At 59.5% G+C, this 22,941-nt stretch carries 19 protein-coding genes; 2 read left to right on the top strand and 17 right to left on the bottom strand.

Annotation, left to right across the window (positions count from 1 at the left end):
* Window positions 1-8: 8 nt before the first annotated feature.
* From DWW51_RS04510 to purF, 7 genes are all read right to left on the bottom strand, one after another.
* The gene (locus DWW51_RS04510; protein WP_055251548.1) at window positions 9-740 is read right to left on the bottom strand and encodes an amino acid ABC transporter ATP-binding protein; all 732 of its coding nucleotides are present in this window, start codon (window positions 738-740) and stop codon (window positions 9-11) included.
* 348 nt (window positions 741-1,088) lie between these two features.
* On the bottom strand, window positions 1,089-1,532 hold the full coding sequence (locus tag DWW51_RS04505; RefSeq protein WP_006235801.1) for a GatB/YqeY domain-containing protein: 444 nt from the start codon (window positions 1,530-1,532) through the stop codon (window positions 1,089-1,091).
* 54 nt (window positions 1,533-1,586) lie between these two features.
* On the bottom strand, window positions 1,587-2,810 hold the full coding sequence (locus tag DWW51_RS04500) for a peptidylprolyl isomerase (protein WP_117773661.1): 1,224 nt from the start codon (window positions 2,808-2,810) through the stop codon (window positions 1,587-1,589).
* A 187-nt stretch (window positions 2,811-2,997) separates the two neighbouring features.
* Window positions 2,998-3,462, bottom strand: a complete 465-nt coding sequence (locus tag DWW51_RS04495; RefSeq protein ID WP_117773660.1) for a PTS sugar transporter subunit IIA — start codon at window positions 3,460-3,462, stop codon at window positions 2,998-3,000.
* Between the two features lie 153 nt (window positions 3,463-3,615).
* Window positions 3,616-4,317 carry a phosphoribosylglycinamide formyltransferase gene (gene purN, locus DWW51_RS04490; RefSeq protein ID WP_117773659.1) on the bottom strand — a complete coding sequence of 234 codons (702 nt, stop codon included), beginning with the start codon at window positions 4,315-4,317 and terminating at the stop codon, window positions 3,616-3,618.
* Window positions 4,307-5,410, bottom strand: a complete 1,104-nt coding sequence (gene purM, locus DWW51_RS04485) for a phosphoribosylformylglycinamidine cyclo-ligase (protein ID WP_117646159.1) — start codon at window positions 5,408-5,410, stop codon at window positions 4,307-4,309. The genes purN and purM overlap by 11 nt, the downstream gene beginning before the upstream one ends.
* Window positions 5,411-5,567: 157 nt before the next feature.
* Complete coding sequence (gene purF / locus DWW51_RS04480; protein WP_117564038.1) at window positions 5,568-7,238, bottom strand: amidophosphoribosyltransferase; 1,671 nt, start codon at window positions 7,236-7,238, stop codon at window positions 5,568-5,570.
* Window positions 7,239-7,525: 287 nt separating this feature from the next.
* Between purF and DWW51_RS04475 the strand changes: the two genes are divergently transcribed.
* A complete protein-coding gene (locus DWW51_RS04475; protein ID WP_117564037.1) occupies window positions 7,526-8,755 on the top strand; it encodes a putative ABC transporter permease in 1,230 nt (409 codons plus the stop codon).
* Between the two features lie 90 nt (window positions 8,756-8,845).
* On the opposite strand, the gene DWW51_RS04470 is transcribed toward DWW51_RS04475, so the two are convergent.
* From DWW51_RS04470 to DWW51_RS04425, 10 genes are all read right to left on the bottom strand, one after another.
* Entirely contained in the window at window positions 8,846-9,262 is a 417-nt protein-coding gene (locus DWW51_RS04470; RefSeq protein ID WP_117564036.1) for a molybdenum cofactor biosynthesis protein MoaE, read from the bottom strand.
* A gap of 67 nt (window positions 9,263-9,329) precedes the next feature.
* Window positions 9,330-10,328, bottom strand: a complete 999-nt coding sequence (locus DWW51_RS04465; protein WP_117766329.1) for a class B sortase — start codon at window positions 10,326-10,328, stop codon at window positions 9,330-9,332.
* Window positions 10,329-10,363: 35 nt separating this feature from the next.
* Window positions 10,364-10,828: a 5-(carboxyamino)imidazole ribonucleotide mutase gene (gene purE / locus DWW51_RS04460; protein WP_006235810.1), complete on the bottom strand. Its 465-nt coding sequence runs from the start codon at window positions 10,826-10,828 to the stop codon at window positions 10,364-10,366.
* Between the two features lie 217 nt (window positions 10,829-11,045).
* A complete protein-coding gene (locus DWW51_RS04455; RefSeq protein WP_197032169.1) occupies window positions 11,046-17,426 on the bottom strand; it encodes a discoidin domain-containing protein in 6,381 nt (2,126 codons plus the stop codon).
* A gap of 538 nt (window positions 17,427-17,964) precedes the next feature.
* Entirely contained in the window at window positions 17,965-18,405 is a 441-nt protein-coding gene (locus DWW51_RS04450; RefSeq protein WP_158550938.1) for a MarR family winged helix-turn-helix transcriptional regulator, read from the bottom strand.
* A gap of 104 nt (window positions 18,406-18,509) precedes the next feature.
* Window positions 18,510-18,836, bottom strand: coding sequence for a hypothetical protein (locus DWW51_RS04445; protein ID WP_117773657.1), 327 nt, complete (start codon window positions 18,834-18,836; stop codon window positions 18,510-18,512).
* A gap of 195 nt (window positions 18,837-19,031) precedes the next feature.
* Window positions 19,032-19,859 (bottom strand): PTS system mannose/fructose/sorbose family transporter subunit IID, encoded by an 828-nt coding sequence (locus tag DWW51_RS04440; RefSeq protein WP_117655818.1) that lies wholly within the window; start codon window positions 19,857-19,859, stop codon window positions 19,032-19,034.
* Window positions 19,859-20,716 (bottom strand): PTS sugar transporter subunit IIC, encoded by an 858-nt coding sequence (locus tag DWW51_RS04435; RefSeq protein ID WP_089572605.1) that lies wholly within the window; start codon window positions 20,714-20,716, stop codon window positions 19,859-19,861. Before DWW51_RS04435 ends, DWW51_RS04440 begins: the two co-directional genes overlap by 1 nt.
* 72 nt (window positions 20,717-20,788) lie before the next feature.
* Entirely contained in the window at window positions 20,789-21,277 is a 489-nt protein-coding gene (locus DWW51_RS04430; RefSeq protein ID WP_089572604.1) for a PTS sugar transporter subunit IIB, read from the bottom strand.
* Between the two features lie 79 nt (window positions 21,278-21,356).
* A complete protein-coding gene (locus tag DWW51_RS04425; protein ID WP_089572603.1) occupies window positions 21,357-21,791 on the bottom strand; it encodes a PTS sugar transporter subunit IIA in 435 nt (144 codons plus the stop codon).
* Between the two features lie 308 nt (window positions 21,792-22,099).
* On the opposite strand from DWW51_RS04425, the gene DWW51_RS04420 reads away from it, so the two are divergent.
* Window positions 22,100-22,882 (top strand): GntR family transcriptional regulator, encoded by a 783-nt coding sequence (locus DWW51_RS04420; RefSeq protein ID WP_158551165.1) that lies wholly within the window; start codon window positions 22,100-22,102, stop codon window positions 22,880-22,882.
* Window positions 22,883-22,941: the final 59 nt, after the last annotated feature.

Raw genomic sequence — 22,941 nt, 5'->3', positions numbered from 1 at the left:
CACCGCGCCTAGTGCAGAATCTTGGACAGGAACTCGCGGCAGCGCGGGTTCTCGGGGTTATCGAAGAAGTGCTCGGGCGTGCCCTCCTCCAGAATGCGGCCGTCCTCCATAAAGATGACGCGGTCGGCCACCTGGCGCGCAAAGCCCATCTCGTGCGTCACGCAGATCATGGTGATATCCTCCTGCGCGAGCTCAATCATAACGTCCAGAACCTCCTGGACCATCTCGGGGTCGAGCGCCGAAGTCGGCTCGTCAAACAGGATGATGGGCTGCTTGGTGCACAGGGCACGGGCGATGGCGATGCGCTGCTGCTGACCACCCGAGAGATTCTGCGGATACTCGCCGGCCTTATGCGCCATGCCGACGCGCTTGAGTGCGGCGATGGCGATCTCGGTCGCCTCCTCCTTGCTCTTCTTTTGCAGCTTGATGGGCGCGAGCGTCAGGTTGCCGAGCACCGTCATGTTGGGATACAGGTTGAACTGCTGAAACACCATGGAACTATACTTGCGAGCCATCTCCAGGTGGTTCTTTTTGGTAAGCGGCGTACCGTCGATGATGACCTCGCCCGACGTGGGCTCCTCCAGATAATCGACGCAACGGATGAGCGTCGACTTACCCGAGCCGGAAGGCCCGATCATTACGAGCTTCTCGCCGCGCTTGACGGTGAGGTTGATATCTTTGAGCACATGCAGGTCGCCAAAGTACTTGTTGAGATGCTTGATCTCGATCATGTCTGCCATGAATGTCCCTTCCCTGCGTTTACACGAGTTGAACTATTGTACGGAAAGAACCACGTTTCCGCAGCCCACACTACATTCCCGTAAAGAACCCGCAATCTTCCACCCACTCATTAGGCACTCATTGGGGACAGACTTAAATGAGCACCCAATGAGCGGGCACTCATTTAAGTCTGTCCCCAATGAGTGGTTGAGCATAAGTCAGCGAAAACCCGTACACGCGAGCAAGGTGACGTGAAATGAAAGGGCGCAGACCTTATGGTCGCGCCCTTGAAATTGAACGTCAGATTGCCGCGTGTACGGGTTTGCAGCGTCGAGCCGTTACGCGGTTTGGTAAAACCGCGTAACAAATTACGCGAGTTTGGCTCCGACGATCTTGGCCGCGGCAGGCTTGTCGAAGTTGCCGCCAGTGGCCTTACCCAGAGCGCCCATGACCTGGCCCATCTGCTTCTTGGACGTGGCGCCCAGCTCGGCGATGACCTGCTCGATCAGGGCCTCGAGCTCCTCGCCCGAAACCTGCGCGGGCAGAAGGCTCTCCAGAATCTTGACCTGCTCGGTCAGGTTGTCGGTACGCTCTTGGTCGGTGCCGGCCTTGATGGACATCTCCAGCGTCTCGCTCGTCTGCTTAATCAGACGCTTGATCATGCTGTTGACGTCTTCCTCGGTCACATCGCGGCGCTCATTGACCTCGATATTCTTCACCTCGGCCTTGACCTGGCGAATGATGGACAGGCGAACCTTGTCCTTAGCCTTCATGGCCGCGATCATTTCCTTCTGCAGCTCTTCGTTGGTCATCTGCAAATCCTCTCTAATAGCGTGGGCGGCACTCGCGCGAGCACCGCCCCATGATTACTCAGTCGTCGACGAATCGTCGGTCGAGCTCTTGGTGACGCCCTTCAGGCTCACGTTGTAGGGCACATCCTTGGGCATGGGGTTGACGGTAATGTCGGCGTCTTTCTTGTACTGCTCCAGCCAATCGCTGTACGCGGCGCTTGCTGCCTGCGTCTTCACCACGTTGGAGACATACTTCTTGATTTCCTTGGGCACCTGTTTAATGTCATCGACCTGGCTATCGACATGGAAGTAGTCGGTGCACTTGATGATGTGGTAACCATACGTCGACTCGACGACGTCGCTCACGTCGCCCTTGTTAAGGCCTTCGAGCGCCGCCTGATAGCTGTCGACGAAGGTGGTGAGCTTGTCCCAGCCCACATCGCCCTTCTTATCCTTGGAGCCGGTATCGTCGGAGTACTGCTTTACGGCGTCCTCAAAGCTCAGCTCGCCGGAGTTAATCTTGTCCAGGCACTCCTGCGCCTTGGCCTTGGCGGCGGCCTTGTCCTCGTCGGAAGCGTCAGAATCGACCTTGATCAGGATATTCGACGAACGACGGGCGTCATTGTAGTTGGACAGGTTCTCATTGATGTAATCGACAATCTCGCTGTCCTTGGGCTTGCTGGTGGGTGCCACGGCATCCTTGAGCTTCTGCTGCGCCAGACTCTCCTTGAGCGAATCCTTGTAGGTGTCCTCGGTGTAGCCGTAGGTCTTAAGCGTCTTCTTAAAGGTCTTGGCGCCGCCCGCGCTCTTGCACGCGTCCTTCCAAGCCTTCTCGACCTCCTTGTCCGACACCGTCACGCCGTTTTCCTTCTGCGCCTGCTGAAGCAGGATCTGCTGCGCGTAGGAATCGATGAGCTGTTTGCGGTACTTCTTGGGCGTCAGGTCGTTGTCGACCAGGTACTGTGCCCAGTCCTTGTCCTTGGTGTAGCCATAGGACGTGCGCATGCTCATGATCTGCTTGGTCACGGTGTCCTCGGTGAGGTTGGTGCCGTTGATAGTGGCAGCCACGCCACCGGTGAGCTTATAGCCCGAGCTGGCGCTTTCGGTCTGCGACATCAGGCCGGAGCACGCCATGGCCGAGACGGAGAGCAGCATCGCCAGCACGCCGATGACCACCAGGACAATCTTGACGGTCTTGGACACATAGGTCTTGCGCTGCTTCTTGCGAGAGCTGGAGGCGGCGCGGGACCGTTGCTCGGGCGTCGGCGCGACCTCGGGGTTCTTTTTCTTATTTGCCATGTTTGGCCTTTCGCATCACGAATCGAACAAACGCCATTGTGTCACAACGCAGCCCCCGCGACACACCTGGTGCATGGGAGACGGGTTAATCTGCACCATTTTGGTGCAAAGGGGACAGGTCTGGCAGTTGACAGTTAGGGACATTCCTTTTCTGCCGGCGGTTAGGGACAGTCCCCCAGTGCCGGCCTTAAAAGTGGCGGCGGATGGCGTCGACCATGCCCTGGGGCGTGGTCTGGCCGAGTACATCGGCTGCAGCGTCGGCATCCATAAAGATATTCATAAGCGCTTGCAGGGCCTCGACCTGGCCGCCCGGCTCGGCGATGCCCAGATTGATGACGATCTGCGCCGGCACCGGGGCGCCCATGCCCGCCATCGCGTTGAACGTCACAGGTGCGGCGGGCTTTACCACCGCGATATAGGGCTTGGCCACAAATCCCGGATCGGTATGCGGAATGGCGATGTTTGCCGCCGGCATAGCGAGGCCCGTAGGATAGGCGTCCTCGCGTGTGCGGACGGCGTTGAGCCAACCCTCGGCAATGTAGCCGCGCGGAGCAAGCTCACCCTCGAGGCGCGCAAACACCTCATCCGGCGTCGCACACTCCCAATCAAAAAACACCAGCTCAGGCGTAAACAGAGCTTCGTTATCCGCCATGCGCTCACCTCTCTCGCCTAGTCACCTGCGGCGTTCTTAAACGACTAGTCATTCAAGAACGTCGCAGGTGACTACCAAAAATAAAAGGTGGTCACACGCGCCTTGGCGCCAATGACCACCCTGACCACTCAACTAAAATTGTACTGTGCACCGCTAGCCGCGGGGCGCGTCAATTGCGACCTTGCCGCTCTCCAGCACGTGGACGCGACCGTCGGCGAGCATTTGTACGACCTCGGGATACAGCACATGCTCGATCGCATGGATGTGCTCCTCGAGCGTGTCGACGTCCCAGCCCTCCTCAACAGCCAGCGCACGCTGGGCGATGATGGGGCCGTTGTCGTAGATCTCGTTGGCAAAGTGCACGGTCACGCCGGTCACCTTGACACCGCGAGCAAACGCATCGTCAATCGCATGGGCACCGGTAAAGCTCGGCAGCAGCGCCGGATGCAGGTTGACCACGCGATTGGGGAACGCCGCCAGCAGCGGCGTGTGCACCATGCGCATATAGCCGGCCATCACCACGTACTCGCAGCCGCGCTCGAGCAGCTCATGCGCGATGATCTCGTCAGCCGCGATGGGGTCGGCATAGATATCCTTGGACAGCGTGAGCGTCTGGATGCCCGCACGCTCGGCGCGCTGCAAGCCTTTGGCCGAAGGACGGCTCGACACTACAAGCTCAATCGAGGCGTTGAGCTTGCCGGCGGCGATTAGGTCGATCAGCGCCTGCAGGTTGGTACCCGAACCGCTGATGAGCACACCGATCTTGAGCGGCTCAGCCGTATCGGTGCCAGTCGGACGGGTATAGGGCACAAAGTCCAGGCCCTCGGCAGCAGCCATCTGCTCGTTAGCGCTCATCGGAGTACACGACCTTACCGGAACCCTCGACGCACTCGCCCACGCGGAACGGCTTCTCGCCCAGCGCGACCAGTGCCTCGGTCACGGCGGCCTCGTCCTCGGGGGCGACGATCAGACACAGGCCGACGCCCATGTTGAAGGTCTTGCATGCCTCGTTGGGCGCAAGCTCGGCCTGGCGCGACACGTAGGTGATGACGGGCGGAACGTCCCAACCCATCTCGGCACCGTTGCGGGTGACCACGGCGTCGACGTCATCGGCGAGCGCACGGTTGAGGTTCTCGGTAATACCGCCGCCAGTGATGTGGGCGATGGCGTGCACGTTGGCGCCGCCGCGCAGCAGCTCCAGGATCGGCTTGACGTAGATGCGCGTGGGGGCCAACAGAGCGTCTGCCAGCGATGCACCGCCGAGCTCCTCGAGCGGACGGCTCAGCTCCTCGGCCTTAGCGACGGCCTCGGGCGTGCCCGGCTTAACGCCGTCGACGCCAATGACCTTACGCACGAGCGAGTAGCCGTTGGAGTGCACGCCGGTGGAAGGCAGGCCCAGGATCACATCGCCCGGGCGGACGTTTGCGGGGTCGAGCATCTTGGGACGGTCGACGACGCCCACGGTAAATCCGGCAAGGTCGTAGTCGGCAGGAGCCATGACGCCCGGGTGCTCGGCCATCTCACCGCCCACGAGCGCGCAGCCCGCGAGCTTGCAGCCGTCGGCCACACCCTTGATAATCTTTGCCATGTGCTCGGCCTCGATGTGACCGATGGCAACGTAGTCCAGGAAGAACAGCGGCTCGGCGCCCGAAGCCAGAATATCGTTGACGCACATAGCGACCAGGTCCTGGCCAACCGTCTCGTGACGGTCCATGATCTGGGCGAGCACGAGCTTGGTGCCCACACCGTCGGTACCGCTAATCAGGATCGGGTCTTCCATATCCTTGAGCGCAGCGGCCGAGAACAGGCCGCCAAAGCCACCGATGCCACCGATAACCTCGGAACGGTTAGTGTCCTTGACCATCTGCTTAATCGCGTCGACGGCGCGGCCGCCCTCGGCGGTGTCGACGCCGGCGTCCTCGTACGTCACATGCTTGCTGTCGCTCATCTGAGCCTTCCTCTCCCACTACCGTGGCGCCGCACGGGCGCCAAACGGTGCTCATAGTTGCGTTCATTTCGGCGCGCGCCATAACAGCACGCGCCGTCATATCAACAAAACAGCAGGTAAAACCTACCAAAATAAACCTGTCCCCATATGGCAGGTTTTATGCCTCGCCGTGCTCCTCTTCCCAGCTGCGGTCGTCGTATTTCTCGATCACGGCGTCGTCGTCAAAGTGCAGCGGCTTGTCCAGGTTGCGGGGCTTAAAGCCCTCCATAAACTTGTCGCGGCCAAAGCTCTCGGGAATCGCCACGGGGTAGCGGCCGGTAAAGCACGCATCGCAGTAACCGCCCTTGGGCATGACCTTAAGCAGGCCCTCGACCGAAAGGAAGGCCAGCGAATCGGCGCCGATATACTCGCAAATCTCGTCGACCGTCTTGTTGGCGCTGATAAGCTGCGACTGCACGTCGGTATCGATACCGTAGAAGCACGGCCAGATGACCTCGGGCGAGTTGATGCGGATATGAATCTCCTTGGCGCCGGCGTTGCGCAGCATCTTGACGAGCTGCACCATGGTGGTGCCGCGCACGATGGAGTCGTCGATGACGACCAGGCGCTTGCCCTCGATGTTGTCGCGCAGCGGGTTGAGTTTCATACGCACGCCCATGGCGCGCAACTCCTGCGTAGGCTCGATAAACGTACGGCCCACGTAGCGGTTCTTGATAAGGCCCTCGCCAAAGGGAATACCGCTCTCGTGCGAATACCCCTCCGCAGGCGGCAGGCCGGAGTCGGGCACGCCGATGACCAGGTCGGCCTCGACAGGCTCCTCATGTGCCAGCTGACGACCCATGTCGTAACGGCAGGCATAGACGCTCTTGCCGTTCATGATGGAGTCGGGGCGGGCAAAGTAGACCTGCTCAAAAATGCAGTTGGCGGGCTCTTCGGCTGCAGGCACGCCCTGCTCGGATACCAGACCCTCGGCGCTGATGCGCAAGATCTCGCCGGGACGGACGTCACGGACGTACTCGGCACCCACGATGTCGAGTGCGCAGGTCTCGGAAGCAACGACCCAGCCGCCGGCGCGCGTGACACGGACGGCGGAGTCGACCGTCGCGGCGCCGTCCTGCGACGGCAGCTGCGAAACGGCTGCGGCATCGGCCTGGTCCAGACCCTCGTCCACCAGCTTGCCCAGCACGAGCGGGCGAATGCCGTGTGGATCGCGGAATGCGTAGAGCGCCTGCTCGTTGATGAGCGTCATGGCGTAGCCGCCGCGCACGAGCTCCATGGTCTTGCGAATACCCTCGCGCAGGTGGCCCGTACGCTGGGTGAAGTAGCCGATAAGCTTGGTCGCGACCTCGGAATCCGAATTGGAGAGGAACGGCACGCCCAGCTCGATCAGCTGACGGCGCAGCTCGTCGGTGTTGACGAGGGTGCCGTTGTGCGCGAGCGCGATAATGACGCTATTGATGGTAGAGAGGTGCGGCTGAGAGGCTTCCCAGCTCTTGGCGCCGGCAGTGCCGTAGCGCACATGACCCACGGCCAGCTGGCCGGAGAGCGTCGACAGGTCGGCGTTGGAGAACACGCGGTCGAGCAGGCCCAGGTCTTTGCGGACCATAACCGTGCCGCCGTCACCCACGGCGATTCCAGCCGATTCCTGGCCACGGTGCTGCAGCGCACGCAGGCCAAAGTACGTCAGTCGAGCCACGTCGCGATCGGGCGCCCATACGCCGAAAATGCCACATTCCTCATGCAGCTGGTCGGAGTCCGGATCATACGTCGACATGGTGTTCACCTGTCCCGCGGCACGCTCGGCCGCGCGGATGGTTTCTTGAGACATGGTATCCCCTCAGAGCCTCGTATTTTTGGCGTTACCTGCCCTATTATACGCACGGCAAGACAAGCACTCCCGCGCATGAACAGCGCTTTTTAAAAGCCCACCGAGCTAATAATCAGTTTTGTTGCCAAACATTTTATCGGTCTGTCCAGTGCAAGCGCCCGCGCCCCCCAGATGGCCGCCGCGTCCACCGTTGGGGATTACAAAGTTGCAATTGGGACGTTCGTCCTGTCTTTTGGCAGGTCGGCGGCGTATCCTTATAACCTACAACAAAGCGAGAAAGGTTCTGTATGGATCGAAACGAACTCGACCCCAGCGTCCCCAGCGCCACAGAGGTCAAGAAGATTCCCCTCATCATTAAGGTGTACGCCGTCCTGTGCATCCTTTCCGGCGTGGGCACGCTCCCGTCGGTCGCTGCCTTTATGTGGCAGGTCATCACGGCACTTGTTAACGGCAACGCCACCGAAAAGCTCGGCGACAACACGCTCGTCGCAGTCGGCCTTATCGTCGCCGGCATCATGCTCTCTGCGGCAAGTGCCGTCATCCTAATCATCTTTGGCCTGGACCTTATCAAAAACCAGCGCCGCAACGCCGCCCGCCTGTCCTACATCCTTATTGCATTCACCGTCGTCGAGCTTTTGGTCGACGTGATGCTCCAGGGCATCGGGCCCTTCCTGCTGCGTCCCGCGATCCAGCTCGGCATCCTTGTTGCACTTTCGGCAACCGTCGACCCCACGCTGCGTCAGGAGCGCGAACTGCAGCGCCGCCTGCAGGAGATGCTCGACCGCGACGCCGCCGCCGAGGGCATGCTCGGCCGCGATGAAACCGGCGAGGGCTACATCAAGCTCAACTACTTCAACCTGTTCTGGGTGTTCTTTGTCTGCTGCATACTCGGCCTGATCGCCGAGGACATCTGGCACATGACGGTCGACGACCCGGGCGTCTATCAGAACCGCGCCGGCATGCTGTTTGGCCCCTTCAGCCCCATCTACGGATTTGGCGCCGTGCTCATGACCATGGTGCTTAACCGCTTCTACAAAAAGAACCCCATCATCATTTTCCTGGTGAGCGCCCTGCTCGGCGCCAGCTTTGAGGTGTTCGTGGGCTGGTTTATGCAGACCGCGTTTGGCGTGGTCTCGTGGAGCTACTCGCACATAACGCTGTTCGGTTTGCCCGATCCGCTCGTGGTCCTCACGGGCGGACGCACCTGCACGGGCTTCGCCTGCCTGTGGGGCCTGGGCGGCCTCATCTGGATCAAGCTGCTGCTGCCGAGGCTGCTTAAGCTTATCAACAAGATCCCCTGGAAGAGCCGCTACTCGGCCACCGTCATCTTTACCGTTATCATGCTGGTCGACGGCGTCATGACGCTGCAGTCGCTCGACTACTGGTACCAGCGCGTTAACGGCACGGAGCCGGACATTCCCGTCGCACAGTTCTACGGAGAGCACTTCGATAACGAGTACATGGAAAACCGCTTCCAGAGCATGACCATGAGCCCCAAGGATGCGACGCGCGTGTAGCGCCCACCGCGCCCAAAACGCAAAATGCCCGCCGGTATCACACGTACCGGTGGGCATTTTTATAAACGATCCTTCTATCGACGCAAGCCTCTACGCCTCGCGCTCGACCTCACTCACGCATTCGTTCTTAATGGTGCCAACGAGCGCCTGCAGCGCATCGACCACGTGCGGGCGAATGTCCCCGCCGATGAGCACGAGCATGATGTCGTCACCTACGGCAAGCTCGCCGCTTGCCAGCCACACACGCACATAGCCGATACCCGGCATCGCACGCGTCGCCTCGATAGCAGCCTGCACCTTCTGAGCATCGAAGCCAAACACCATGCCGCCCACCTTATGCCCAGGCGCCACGCCATCGGTCTCGACTCCGCGCACCTCAGCCTTGGGCGTCGCGCGCACCACACCGTTATGCGTCAGATACATCCCACAGCCTGCCGCCGAAGCATCGGCCTTGGCCTCGCGCAGCCAAGCATCAATCGAAGGCATCAATTTGCCACTCTCGAGCATCATTTCTCCCTTACCGTCGTCGAGTAGCCAATTTGGGACGGGGCCTTTTTAGCTACTCTCAAACAACTTATTCCTCGACCGGCGTGAGTACCATGACGGCGCGTGTGTTGCTCAGCGACAGCGAACGACAGGTCACAAGCGTTACAACCTTAGTTGCCGAAGCGGCACGATCGGTGGCATCACTCGCCACGGCAGAAGCGCCGTCGAGCATCTCGGACAGGTAGTTCTTGAGTCCGTCGTCGCCCTCAAAATTGGTCGTGCGCGCCTTGGCATACGTGTCCTCGACCACCTTGGTCGCCAGCGGACGCAACTTATACGTCGCATCGCGCGTGATGTAGTACACATATTCAACGCTATCGAACGTTGCCTGGTCAGTCGTATCCGAAATCACGTTGAACATCGACCCATCGTTCATATGGTGGCCGTAGATCGTGGTCTGCTGGTCGACCATTCCCGGCGCGGTGTCATCGCTATCCAAGAAGATGGCACCCGAGGCGTTAGACGTGCCATCGAACAGCGTGTTGAGGTATTTGGAGTTGTTGTTGGTCTGCACCACGGGATAGTTGATGTTGGTTCCCGGCACGTAAATCCAACCCACAATCTCGGGGTTCGTCTGAGCAAGTGCATCAAAGTCGATAATCGGCACGCCGCTGGCGTCCTTATCGCTTACATATTGCTTCTCGATTTTCTGATACGAATCGCTCGCCTGCTTATAGCCAATCTGGGCATTGATAAAGATGGCAGCGGCGGCAACAATCAGACCGATGCCCACGATGATGAGCAGAATAGGAATGATGGAGCGGCGCTTTTTACGCGGCGACTCGGTGTAATCCGACGGCGTGGCATGCGATGAAGACCGGGGCGGCTTCTTAGCGGTGCTATAAGATGAAGGTCGATATGCGGCCGGCGCGTCCTGTCGACGATGCGTCGCCGGTGTCACGGGGCGCGGCGCGCGCGGCTGCTGAGGAGAGGATGTCCGACCCTGCTGTGCCGCATGGGCAGCACCCGGCTTCGACGGATCGGGAATCTGAGAAGCCTTGAATCGTTTTCCCTGATAATCGGACATGGCTCTCCTTATACTGCGGTGAAACGGCGGAACGCCTAGGCGTCGGCCATCTCCTGCTTCATCTTCTCGATAACCTTGCGGTACTCGGGGTCGCATGCGCCCAGAATCTGCGTGGCGTAAATGGCGGCGTTCTTGGCGCCGTTGATGGCAACGCAGGCCACGGGCACGCCCGAAGGCATCTGCACCATCGACAGCAGCGAATCCATACCGCCCAGGTCACTCGTCTTCATAGGTACGCCGATAACCGGCAGCGGCGTAAAGGCGGCCACGACACCACCCAGGTGAGCGGCCTTGCCGGCGGCGGCGATAATCACTTTGATACCGCGATCGGCAGCAGTCGAAGCCCACTCGTGGACCTTCGCCGGTGTGCGGTGTGCGCTCGCAATGACGAGCTCATAGGGCACACCGAGCGCCTCGAGCTCGGCGGTGCAGCCTTCCATAACACCCAGATCGGACTTGGAGCCCATGATGATCCCGACAACCGGCTTTTGATCTGCCATAAACAAAGACCTCCTGTTGAGAGCGGTGACGCGGCCAATCCGCGACCCTTAACTGCAAATAATTCAAGTATAGCCGCCGATGCTGATGTGTTCGGCGGGAGACGGAACGCTTTGCGAGATTAAGGCCGAAGGGTCGGAGCTTTCTGCCTACATTCAAAAAGCGTGCCCACCGTCCTTGGGTGGGACGGCGGGCACGCTTGCTTAGCTGTTGCTGGGGCTACTTAGCCTTGCTGCGACGATGGAAGAAAGCGCCGATCGCGGCGATGATGGCGCCAAGACCACCGACGGTCGCGACGGTCGCCGCCGTCTGGTCTCCGGTATTGGGAATCGCCGAACCGTTCTTCTTGCTGCCCTGGGCCTTGTCGCCTGCGGGCTTGCCCGCCTGGTTGCCGCCGTTCGAGCCATTGCCGGAACCCTGGTTGCCCGAGCCGCCCTGATTGCCGGAATCGGCATCCTTGAGGCTCTCAATAGCCAGCTTGAGCTGGTCATAGGCCGCCTGGAGCTGGGTGTCGGAAGCATTCTCATCACCCAAGACGTCCTCGGCGTAGGTAATGGCATCCGTCAGGGCCTTGACAGACTCGGCCGTCTTGCCCCTGGTGTCAGTCTCCTTCGCCTGCTTGACCAGGGCCTTGAGCTGCTTCTTAGTCGGATTCTCGACCGGGGCCACCGGGGTCTTCTCGAGCGCGCCGCGGGCGCTCTCGAGCGCCCTGAGCGCCTGGTCGACCTCGTCCTGCGTGGCGTTCTCGTCGCTCAAGATGGCGCGGGCGCTCGCCAGGGCGTTCTCGAGCGCCGTCCAGGAGGCCTCGGTGTAGTCACCGGCCTTGAGGTCGCCGGCAGCAATCTCGGCATCAACCTTTTCGATCGCGGTAGCGAGATCATCCTTCGCCACCGGATCGGGGACGGCCGTACCGTAGAACTTGAGCTCCGCCATGCTGCAGTAGGCATCAACGTTGCCACCGCCGGCGTGAATCACCTTGACGGTAACGTAGCGACCGCGCGCGGCGCCAAAGCTCATCTGTTTCCAGTCGCCACGGTCGGTGAGCACGCGGCCGTCGTTGTCGAAGGCGAACGTACCCATCGACGCGGCGGTGCCCATCTCATAACCGTCGGCAGTGTCGGAGACCAGTATCTCGGCCTCGAAGATATCGCCGTTAGTGCCGCCGTCCTGGCGCGGCAGGAATGTAACGTCGGTAAGATCGTAGTCGCGGCCCAGGTCGACACTCAGATACTGGGGCATACCGGTCCCATGGGCCCAGTCGCTGTGCCAAAGCGTCCGCTCGTCGCCGTCGAGAGCGTTGACGGCGTTGCTGCCCTCGTAGTCGGCCTCACTCGAGAAGCCGGCCACCTTGACGTTCTTGCGGTTCTCGGGCGTGTTGATAAGAATCTTCTCATCGACAGGGCGCATCTTGAGGCCGTCGATTGCCTTCTCGATCTTGGCTGTGGCGTCTGCGACATCCTTCTTGCTATAGCTGCCTTGGCCGCCGTCGAGGAGCTTCTGAGCCGCCTCGACCGCAGCGGTGAGAGCTGCATAGGAATCCTTGGTGTAGACGGACTCGCTGTAGCCCGCGGCCTTGGAAAGCGCTGCCACGAGCGCAGAGGTATCGACACCGGCCTTGACCTCGACCTCATAGGATGCGGTCTTGGAGGGGTCGAGTACCGACGCCACCGTGATCTTTGCCTTGCCGGCCTTGTTGGCACGCAGGTAGTAGCTCACGCTGTCGCCAGCCTGAACAGCGGAGACGCTTACCACAGAGGGGTCGGAGCTCTCCACCGTCACATAGGGGTAGCCAGCGCTCTCAGGCGTAGCCTTGGCGGCGACGGGCGTAATGTCGCCTTCAAAGAACTCGGTCTGGTTCTTGCCCAGCTCGACACCATCGATGGCCTCGACACCCTGCGTGTAGTTGAAGTTGACCTCACGCAGTGTGAGCATCTGGTCACCCGATGCCTCAAGCGGCGTGACCTCGACCTTGGTCGCCTTCTTGCCCTTGTTCTCGGCAGAGAGGCCAAAGGCGTAGCGAGCCCAGAAGGAATCGTACTCCCCGCCCGCGAACTCTTGGGTCGAGCCATCCTCGAACGTCACGACAGCCTTGATCTTCTGCACGGTTCCGTTGCCACCGTTGCGGTTAACGACCTCGACACTATCGAGTTTCGACGGCGTCTTAAATGCGAATGTCATCGTGGTGGGAAGCTTCACGTAACTCGGAAGCTTACCCTCGCTGTCCCAGTTGCCGTTCCAGTTCCATAGGAACTCAAAGCCGTTGTCGCCCTCGTTATTATCGAACAGCGCGTTATAGCTCTTCTGCTGGATAAGTTTCTCGACGTTGGTCCCGTCGTCGGTCGTGAGCTCATCGTTGGTCATCGTGATGTTGAAGGCATCCTGACCGTACTCGGCGACCGTTGGCTGAGGAACATCCGGCATCGTCACCGTGCCGTCGCTCGCAAACTCAAGTGCGTCGCATGCCGGACCGATGAGCCAAGATGTCGAGGGCAGTTCGACCTTGCCGGCGGTCTTGGCCTTGAGCTTGAAACTCGCCACCGCGCCGGTACCGTTGTAGAGCTTGCCATCGCCGCGGTTGGCAAAGGCGAGATTGATAGTCTGCGTTCTGTCCGCGAACTGGACCTTCTCGCGAGACAGGTTCTCCATGCCGGCAGTCGAGCCGTCCTGCGCGATGCTCTCGGACACAAACTCGAACTGGTCGCTCTTGAAGTTGACGAGAGCGCCCAGGGCGTTGACGTTCTTGGCGTCGGCCGCATAGATATCAACGGTGATCTCATCACCGGCCTCGACCTCGGTCTTGCTCGGAATCACCGCGAGCGAACCTGCGACCTTGCCCTTTTGTTTAGTGCCGCCGTCAAGACCCGCCATGGTGAACGAGTAATCGTAGACGTCGTAAACGCCGTTATCGTTGAGGTCGGCGAAGTGGTCGCGGATCTGCGAACCGAACGTCGGGGTATCGGGCTCGCGATTCTCGAGGCCCAGATAGTTCTTCATGTTGGAGTAGTCTCCGTCGGAGATCATGGCCTTGTTGAGGTTGGAGCCCACGGCGAAGCCATCCGTGCCGTCGGTCTTGTAGATGGCAATCTCGGACGCGGAGAAGAAATTGCCGACCGAGGCGAGCGGTGTCATGCGCACGTAACGGGCGGCCACGGTGCCGTCAAACGCTACCGTCTTACAATCAGCGGAACGTGCCCAATCGACCTCCTGGCTCGTCCAGTGGACGCCATCGAGACTCGTCTCAACACGCATCTTGGTCACAGTGCCGTTGCCGGCGTCATCGCGCGGATAGTACTCGAGCTTATCGAGCTTGTAAGCGCGTCCATAGTCAACGGTAAGCGCCTTGCCCAGATCGTTGCCACCGGAGTGGAAACCGCCGTCGCCCGACTGGAACTCATGGTCGAAGGCGAGCTCGGCCTTATGGCTGCCGTAAAGCGAGCCCTCCCAGGTGATTTGCTCGGCGTCGGGGACGTTCCGCCACGGATCGAGTGCGGAGTTCGCCTCGAGCACATCGCTCCAGGCGGAGTAACCCTCGGCGTTGCGCGAACGAATCTGGTAGGTGTGCTTGCTATTGTAGGCGAGGTCGGTGTGCGTGAACTCGGCCGCATCACCCACGGCAAACACAGTGCCGTCGACCTTAAGGTCGTAGGAGGTAGCACCATCGACCTTTCCCCAGGTGAGCTTGATGCTCGTTGGGGTCGTGACGTCCTCGGGGGCAGCAAGGTTCGTGGGTGCGGAGAGGTTCTCGTTGAGGCGATCGGCTGTGAGCGTGGCGTCGGCGTTCACGAAACCGCCCAGCTCAAGCGTCTGCGCCGCTGCAGCAACATCGGTCTTCGCGAACTTGACGTAGACCTTGGGGTTCGTGGTGATCTTGGTGTTGTTGAAGCTCTCGCCCTGCTCGGCCTCGGTGCCGTCCGCATCGCTGCCGTAGTGGTTGAGGTTGGGGGTCTCGCTGTAGAAGTAGACCGCCTGGCCGGCCTCGGGGGTCGCGGCGTCAAAGGTCTCCTGCGAGTCGACCTCAACCACGTTGAGTGCGGATCCGCCGTTCTTGGCGACAACGCTCGTGGGCTTGGCGGACACATTGGCCACGAAGGTCGTGGTGCGGTTGGAGTCGTAGCCGTTGTAGCCGCCCTGCGAGGCCTCGGCGGTAAAGGTCGCGGTGCCGCCTGCGGCCTTGGAGCTGTAGACGGTGCTCACATGCTCACCGTAGGAGATATTGTCGATCGTGCCGTAGGAATCGTCCTCAGTCGTGTTGTTTTCGATGGAGGAGCCGTCGTCCTCGTACTGCGTAAAGGTGCCGTCGCCCTCGGTGGCGAAGAACTCGACGATACGCTGACTGCGGTCGGTACCCTTGGTGTTGGTGTCGCTCACTGCCTCGGGGTTGTTGTTCTCGGCGTACATCGGCACGATAGCGTTGGCCTTCACAAACAGCGGCAGCTTCCAAAGCGGAGCCTCGTAGTTGTTGAGAACCTGGCCGCCGCGATACTGCTTACCCGAGAAGTAGTCGATCCAGATGGTGGGATTCTCGTCGGTGCCGTAGTTGGGGAGGTAGATCCCATTGCGAATGTCGTTGCCGTTCTCATCTGCCTGGGTATCCTGATACACCGGTGCCACTAGGAAGTTCTCACCGAACATATACTGGTACTGCGTCGAAGTGCTTGCGGCGTACTCGGAGTTGTCAGAAAGCAGCATGGCGCGGATCATGGGCAGGCCGGTATCGCCGTTACCCGTGTCGATGTTGGCCGCCGAGGCCGCGCTCGTGTAGATATAGGGCATGAGCTGCGCCTTGAGCTTGAGGTAGAAGCGCGAGATGCCTGTGTAGGGATCGCCGTGTGTCATGGGCGATTTGCGGTAGGTGCCCCAACCGTCCATGTCGAGCATAGAGGGCGTGAACGTCTTCCACTGGTAGTCACGCGCAGAGATGATGGGGTCGCCGCCAAAGATGCCATCCATGTCGGAGCCGATGTTGGGGTTGCCCGAAAGACTCTGACCGATATACGTGGGGATATGGAAGCGAATGTACTCCCAGTTACCGCCATACTGGTCGCCGGTCCAAATGCCACCAAAGCGCTGCGTGCCGGCCCAACCATCGAGCGTGATGATGTTGGGGCGCTTGTTAGCGCCGGTCGTCACCGTGTCATAAGCTGTCTTGATGCCATTAAGACCAAAGGAGTAGCCAGATCCAACCCAGGCAACGTCGGTCTTAAGGGTAGTGATGCCTCCCGTCTTGACCTCGGCGTCGAAGTCGCGAAGCAGATGCCACGGGGTCTCAGGGTTGCTGTCGGGCTCAAGGTTGGACTGGGTCCACAAGCCCGTGTTCACACCCTTGGAGTTGGCATACTCGGTGAACTTCTTAAGGTTGTCGACATTGGCGCGCACAGCGTTAAGACGGTCGGCCGAGCTCGCTCCGTCGGAGTTGACGCCGCCGGTCTTGTAGTAACCGTTCTGGCCATAGCCGGCGCCGTAGCCGTCGTTCGGCAGGAACCAACCGAGCGGCATGTCGTTGTCCTCGTAGTCATCGATAACCTGCCGAGCAGAGAACTGGCGGTCGAAATCGGTCGCTTTCATGTTCTCGGTATCAACCGTAGGGCCCTCACCGTTGAGCGTCTCGGCCGCAAGTGTGCCGTCGAGCTTGTAGCCCGTCGACATGCCAGACTCGTACTTAACGTCGCCCTTCTCGCTCGAGGACTTGCTGCCCTTGGTCTCCCACTTCTTTTGACCCGAGGTCGTTGACCAGCCATCACGGTTGTAGGCATTAAGATGACCAAGGTAGAACCCGTACTCGGGCAGCAGTACCGGGTTACCGGTCACCTTGTAGTAGTCCTGCAGCATCTCGGTTGCCACATTCGAAGCGCCCTCGTTGGTCGCCACGAAGTAGTAGGCATCAAACTCATTCTCGCTGTGCAAAGTCGTGACCGTCGATGAGTCCGTGGAACCGAAGTCGTAGGAACCCTCTGCAAACGTGTTTCGGAGTACGCCGTAGCCGTCACTCGTCCAATAAAACGGGTTGGGCGAGGCAACGCCGCCATCGGTCCAGTTGTTCGTGTTGGAGATGGCGATGGTCTGGTTGGTGTGCAGGAAGCGTCCGTTCTGGGTGCCGCCGCCAAAGAAGTTCTCGGACTTCTCCTTGGCGAGCGTCTGGACGGTACCCTTCTTATCAAGGTCGAGGGACGCGGACTCGGAAACCACGACACGGTCGCCTGACTTGATACTCATCTTGCCAGTCGCCTTGTCCAGGATCACGGTCGCCTTTCCGCCGGTGATCTCGATAGTGTCGCCCTTGTCGGCAACCGTCGCACTCGGCTTGCTGTAGGTGTCCGAGGTATCGGGCTGAGCCTGGATTTTAGCCGTGTGGGACTTACTGCGCGGCGTGGCGTAATCGGAAAACTCACCCTTGGGGTCGACGTTATAACGGAAAATACCGTCCTCGAGGAACGTAATACGGCCCTTGATGCCGTCAGCGAAATCGATGTCGACGACATTCGAGGCAGACTGGGACACGGTCGCTGAGTCGACGCCCTTGAGTGGCGTGGCAATCGCCTGCTGGGGATTGGCAAACACGAGCGTCGCTGCAGTGGCAACGAGGACCGCGCTTCCTTTCACCCACCGTTTCGTAAAAATGGAATTCCTGCGCACCTGGGCTCCTTTCTTCCGACATGCCGAGGACGCCCCCCCCCGGCAGCATGGGAAAACGTATCAAACGGGGATGTTCGGTACATTCCGCACAATGGGGCCACCCGTTACCAAGGGGCCAACTGGTAGTAACCAGATAGCCACCTACTAGGTCATATCAATATATGGGAGCACTTGCGCAACCAAGTTCGGAAGTCCACCAGCGGCAGTAAAATGAGCGTCAACGGCAAGGTGGGCTTAATAAGCCATACCAATTGGTTCTTCAGTCAAATACCAATCTAGCAAAAAAGTACTGTTTATCTGGTATTACACAGACCATACCTTTCCCTCGGGAACTGGGCTTCGCGAAGTTTCCCGAGGGAAAGGCTTAGCCGCCATCCTGCAACCTACCGGGGATTGCCATGACGTACGTTGGCTGATTTGGTTTGGAATGAGATGTTGACGGTGGCTGATGGGCACAACTGTCCCGGGTGCATTTCAAGATGCACCTAAATGTCTGTCTTTATCCTTATAGATTGTCCAGGTAGTCGTCGGCATCATAGGTAAGGCTGTAAGCTTTATTCAGGATGCGCACGAGCTCCTGGGCATCGTGCTCGCCGAGCGCCGAGAGTTGTTTCGAGAGCGATGCCACACTCTCGGCATTTTTTTTCGCCGCGAAATCACGGCCTTCCTCGGTAATGCTCACCAGCACACGCCGACGATCGTTTGGATCAGTCCTGCGCTGAACGTAACCCTTACTCTCGAGTGAATCCAAGATATGCGACATGCGCGCACGGGAGAATTTCAGCTTCTTGGCAATCTCGGAGGGAATGACATCACCGTCAATACCCGATAGATACTGTAAAACCGGTGCCTCGCCCACACTGGCGCCGCCGGCAGCACTCAAGGATCCCTTGGCAAGGGAACGTGAGTACACAATCAGTTTTCGAGCGACGTCATCGTAATCCACTGGGGATATTGTCCTTTGCAACTCTAGAAGGGCCATAAAACCGTCATTTGCCGTACATTAGTTAACATTCGCAACAATTATTTATGATACCCCAACGCGGAAGTCTATTGCTCGTCCTTCTTGCGTCGCATAAGCTCCTCAACGTCGACACCCGCGGCCTCGAGCATGCGCTCGACATTCCTTTTGGCGTTGGTCGTGCCAACCTTAAGCACAATCGAAAGCGGAGTGCCCACCACCAGGCACACGATGCCCACGGGGACACCCCAGCCGGGGCCTCCCTGCATACCCCACATCCCCATCAAAAAGCCAATCGCCACGAGCGAATAGCCCAGGCGCAGCCAAACGTTGAGCCGCTGAATAGCATCGGTCTGCATCTTTGCCTCGCGGATCAAGTCGTCGCGCGAAAGGTCGTGTCCATGTTTCTCGTGCATATGGTCCTCCTCGTGCAAAGCGTGCATTATGCGCAAGTGCATCGTTTATCGAATACGTCATCTTTCAAGAGCAATATAGCGGGTGTCGTATAGGCGATGGAGGTCGCTGGCCATATTGCCCTTGAAGGGCGGCGCAAAATCAGAAGGCCGTGCGGTTGAGGCCGCACGGCCTTACAGGGGGTCAAAGGATGATGACTAGTAGCTCAGCGCCGGGTCGAAGAAACCAATAACAACGCCCACGAATGCGATCACAACGAGGATCAGCATCATGACTATGGGGTTGACCTTCTTCTTGGTCATCATGTACCAGCAGAAGATGATGAAGATCATCGGCAGCAGGTGCGGATAGATGCCGTCGAGCGTGTCCTGGAACTTACCGCCGCCGGGCAGCACCAGGTTGGGGCTGCAGGTGATGGAGACCCAAGTTGCGCCCACGGCACCGATGACCATGGTACCGACCATCACGATGGAATCGCGAAGAGCCTTTGCCTTGGGTCCGACCAGTGCCTCGACCGCCTTGCCGCCGAGCTCATAGCCTTGGTTGTAGGCAAAGCGCATGCCAAGGAACATGAGCAGGTTCCACACGACAATATAGAAGATGGCACCGAGCGGAGAGCCGCCGGTCGAGAGACCGAGGGCGATACCGAGCAGGATCGGGATCAGGGTACCGACGATCAGCGAGTCGCCAAGGCCGGCGAGCGGGCCCATGAGGCCGGCGCGGATGCCGTTGATGGCGTCGTCGTCGATGGCCTCGCCGTTTGCGCGAGCCTCCTCGAGGCCGGCGGTGACGCCGACAATCATGGTGCCGATCTGCGGCTCGGTGTTGAAGAACGCGGAGTAGGTCTGGAGGGCCTGCTTCTGCTCCTCGGGCGTGTCGTAGAGCTCCTCGACGATCGGAAGCATGGCGCACAGGTAACCGAAGGTCTGCATGTGCTCCTGCGAGAAGCAAGTCAGGTTGCCATAGGACCAGTTGCGGAACGACTTGGCAAGCGTTTTCTTAGAGAGCTTTTTCTTCTCTGCCATTAGATGTCCTCCTCTTCCTCATCATCGGAGCCCGAGGCGATAGCTGCCTTGGGAGCGTTTGCGAGGTCGATCTTGAGCGAAGCGATCTCATAGTTGATCAGGGCGAAGAAGCAGCCGATGCCGGCAGCGGCGATCAGGTTGCAGCCCATAACAGCGGACAGGGTGAAGCCGAAGAAGAACGTCAGGAAGTCCGTGGGCTTAGAGATGACCTGCTTGAGCAGGATGGCGATACCGACGGTAGGCAGCAGCGAGCCGACGGTAAACAGCGTCTTCATCGCGATGCCGTCCATGGGCATGTAGGTCTTCATGAGGTCGACCATGGCGGTGCCGCCCATGGTGATGATGAACGTCGGGAGGAACGAGCAGACGATGTGACCGATCCAAGGCAGAACGTTGTTGACCAGGTAGAGCTTGTGGAGATCGCCCTTCTCGAGCCACTTCCAGCCCATGCCCTGCCACACCAGGTTGATGGTGGCGGTGCCATAGAAGAGCACAGTGCCGAGCGTGCCGACGGCGGCACCGAGGGATGCGGCCATGCCGGCAGCCTCAGCGGAGGCGGGATCGATGCCCGAGTTCTTGATGGCGAGGATCGCCAGCGGGATGCCGATATAGGACACGGCGCGGACGTCGGCGGAGACGGTTCCGCCGGGGGTCACGAGAGCGATGTAGACAACCTGGATGGCAGCGCCGACGAGGATACCCGTCTGCATATCGCCCATGATGATGCCGACGATGAGGCCGGCGACCAGAGGACGACCCAGAGTGTAGTTGCCGATCGTCGTGCCGCCCATGCCAGGCAGTGATGCCAGGCAGGCGAACAGGCCGAACAGCGCGGCTTGGAATGCATTGATTGCCATGCTTTCCCCTTTCTTTATTCCTCAGCCCCTTTCACCAAGGGCTGTAGATACCAAAATGCGGCTGGCACCTAACTAGAAGCCAAACTGACCGCGGAACTTGGGCCACTCACCGATGGACTTCTCCTTGATAAGGGCGAACTCGACCGTGTAACCGGCGTTGGTGAGATCCTCGAGCGCCTGGGCCTCTTCCTGCGTGATCGACTGGTTGTTGCCAAGCTTGGTGGTGCCGGGACGATCGTTGCAGGGACCGACGATGATGCGGTCCATGCCGGGCTTAAAGCCAAAATCGACGAGAAGTTCCTTCATGTCGAGCGGGTTCTTGGTGATCAGGAAGTACTTGGTGTCGGACTTGAGAACCTTCTCGGAGACCTCCTTGAAGTGCTCCTTGGTCCACACGAACGTCTTCTTGCCCGAGGCACTCTTGTAGGCCTCCTTGAGCACGGGGTTGGACGCTGCAGCGTCGTTGACGGCGATAAGACCGTCGCAGGGATACTCGAGGGCCCAACGGGTAACGGTCTGTCCATGGATCATACGGTCATCAATACGGATGAACGAAATCATGCGTTCTCCCTTTCTTTATCACCGGGGGTCTTTCCTCTTAACCCCCGCTCCATCACGAAAATTTGGGCGGATGCGCTGCCTAGATGTCGTCGTCCTCGTCGTCGGCGTCATCGGTCGGGACAACGAGCTCGGACATACCGTTCTTGCCCTCCTGCAGCATCATCTGCTTGAGGGAATCCAGGTCCATGGTGGCAAGCCCCATCATGGCGGTCATAGCCATGGGCAGATTCATACCGCCGAAGGCAATGGTGTGGGCGAGCAAACCCTTCTCGGCCAGCGTGTTCATGGCATTGGTGAGCGGCGATCCGCCCAGGATGTCACCAAGCAGGACAACCTCGTCATCGGCGGTAACGGGAGCGAGCATCGCCTTGACGTTCTCGACATACTCGTCAGCGCCCATGCCGTCCACGAGACTCGTCGACAAGATGTTCGGGGCGTCATTGCCGAGCATCTTGAGGACACTGTGCAGTCCGGGAGCGAGCGTTCCGTGACTGACCATTACCAGATACCGCATGCGGTCTCCTCTCGACCTGCCGTGTGTCGCACGGCTTTGCTTTTTGCTGAGATTATTGTTGCGCCGGGGCATGTTCGGTACAAGAAAATAGCTGCGAACGGCAACTATTCATCGGTTAACGGTAGCAACTATTTTTGTGCCTAAATTATTTTTTCTTCTAATTATTTTTAAAATAGCAGGTAGATTGCCTGATAAATGTTTTATGTTCCTTATGCACCATACATACCAGCAAGAATCGGGCCTGGCATCTCCGGTTTGCCCCGCAGTGTCAGACCATGTCACGTACGCCCACGACATGGAGGTACCCCATGGATATGATCTCGTTTCTCGCCTCCGAACCCTTCGACCGCAGCGGTGATACGCCGCTCTATGTCCAGCTTAAACATCGAATCGCTCTGCTTATCGCCAGCCAGGCGTTCGACACCAAGACGCCGCTGCCACGCGAGCTCGAAATCTGTGAGCGGCTGGAGTTATCGCGCGCGACCGTGCGCCGTTGCTTCCAAGATCTCGTCATCGAGGGGCGCGTGGTGCGCAAGCGCGGCCAGGGCACGTTCATCAAGCCCCAAACTTCAGCACCCGGCATCGACCTGGCCCTGAATTTCAGCGCGCGGATGCGCGAAGCGGGACGGGTTCCGAGCTCGCAGATTCTCGCCTTTTCAAGCATACCGGCCGTCCGCGGCATCGCCTCCGGGCTCAAAGTGCCCGAAGGGACACCCGTCTGGGAGATTCGCCGCCTGCGTCTCGCCAACGACAAACCCATGGAGCTCAACTACGTCTATATCCCCGTGTCACTTTGCCCCGAGCTCACGCGCAAAGACGTGGATGGCTCGCTCTACGCCTACATCGCGGAAAAGACCGGCATCCTGCCCGCAAGCGTCGATGCCGTCTACGAGACAGTCAACCTCGACAAGCATGAGGCGCGTCTTTTGGGACAGAACACCGGTAAGGCGGCGATGCGCATCGTGCGTTCGACCTACGACAAGACGGGAACCCCGTTCGAGGTAGGCGTGCTCATCAGCTGCGACGGTCAGGCAAAGTTGCACGTGCACATCGCCGCCGACAAAACAACCTTCACCGCCACAGCCCAATAAATCCAAAACGTGGGCACCGTCGTTCAAACGAACGACGGCGCCCACACTCACTTTCTTTT

It is taken from the genome of Collinsella sp. AF15-51 (assembly GCF_003462845.1).
GTDB lineage: Bacteria > Actinomycetota > Coriobacteriia > Coriobacteriales > Coriobacteriaceae > Collinsella.
Note: the sequence above shows the minus strand (reverse complement) of the source record. Positions and strands in the feature narration are given on the sequence as shown.

Bases quoted from the DNA above. Each gene is read 5' to 3' on its own strand.
- DWW51_RS04440 (WP_117655818.1), bottom strand. From the start codon at position 19,859: ATGGCAGAGAAGAAAAAGCTCTCTAAGAAAACGCTTGCCAAGTCGTTC.
- purE (WP_006235810.1), bottom strand. From the start codon at position 10,828: ATGGCAGATCAAAAGCCGGTTGTCGGGATCATCATGGGCTCCAAGTCC.
- purM (WP_117646159.1), bottom strand. From the start codon at position 5,410: ATGAGCGACAGCAAGCATGTGACGTACGAGGACGCCGGCGTCGACACC.
- purN (WP_117773659.1), bottom strand. From the start codon at position 4,317: ATGAGCGCTAACGAGCAGATGGCTGCTGCCGAGGGCCTGGACTTTGTG.
- DWW51_RS04430 (WP_089572604.1), bottom strand. From the start codon at position 21,277: ATGATTTCGTTCATCCGTATTGATGACCGTATGATCCATGGACAGACC.
- DWW51_RS04445 (WP_117773657.1), bottom strand. From the start codon at position 18,836: ATGCACGAGAAACATGGACACGACCTTTCGCGCGACGACTTGATCCGC.
- DWW51_RS04500 (WP_117773661.1), bottom strand. From the start codon at position 2,810: ATGGCAAATAAGAAAAAGAACCCCGAGGTCGCGCCGACGCCCGAGCAA.
- DWW51_RS04470 (WP_117564036.1), bottom strand. From the start codon at position 9,262: ATGCTCGAGAGTGGCAAATTGATGCCTTCGATTGATGCTTGGCTGCGC.
- DWW51_RS04505 (WP_006235801.1), bottom strand. From the start codon at position 1,532: ATGACCAACGAAGAGCTGCAGAAGGAAATGATCGCGGCCATGAAGGCT.
- DWW51_RS04475 (WP_117564037.1), top strand. From the start codon at position 7,526: ATGGATCGAAACGAACTCGACCCCAGCGTCCCCAGCGCCACAGAGGTC.
- DWW51_RS04495 (WP_117773660.1), bottom strand. From the start codon at position 3,462: ATGGCGGATAACGAAGCTCTGTTTACGCCTGAGCTGGTGTTTTTTGAT.
- DWW51_RS04435 (WP_089572605.1), bottom strand. From the start codon at position 20,716: ATGGCAATCAATGCATTCCAAGCCGCGCTGTTCGGCCTGTTCGCCTGC.
- DWW51_RS04510 (WP_055251548.1), bottom strand. From the start codon at position 740: ATGGCAGACATGATCGAGATCAAGCATCTCAACAAGTACTTTGGCGAC.
- DWW51_RS04420 (WP_158551165.1), top strand. From the start codon at position 22,100: ATGGATATGATCTCGTTTCTCGCCTCCGAACCCTTCGACCGCAGCGGT.
- purF (WP_117564038.1), bottom strand. From the start codon at position 7,238: ATGTCTCAAGAAACCATCCGCGCGGCCGAGCGTGCCGCGGGACAGGTG.
- DWW51_RS04465 (WP_117766329.1), bottom strand. From the start codon at position 10,328: ATGTCCGATTATCAGGGAAAACGATTCAAGGCTTCTCAGATTCCCGAT.
- DWW51_RS04425 (WP_089572603.1), bottom strand. From the start codon at position 21,791: ATGCGGTATCTGGTAATGGTCAGTCACGGAACGCTCGCTCCCGGACTG.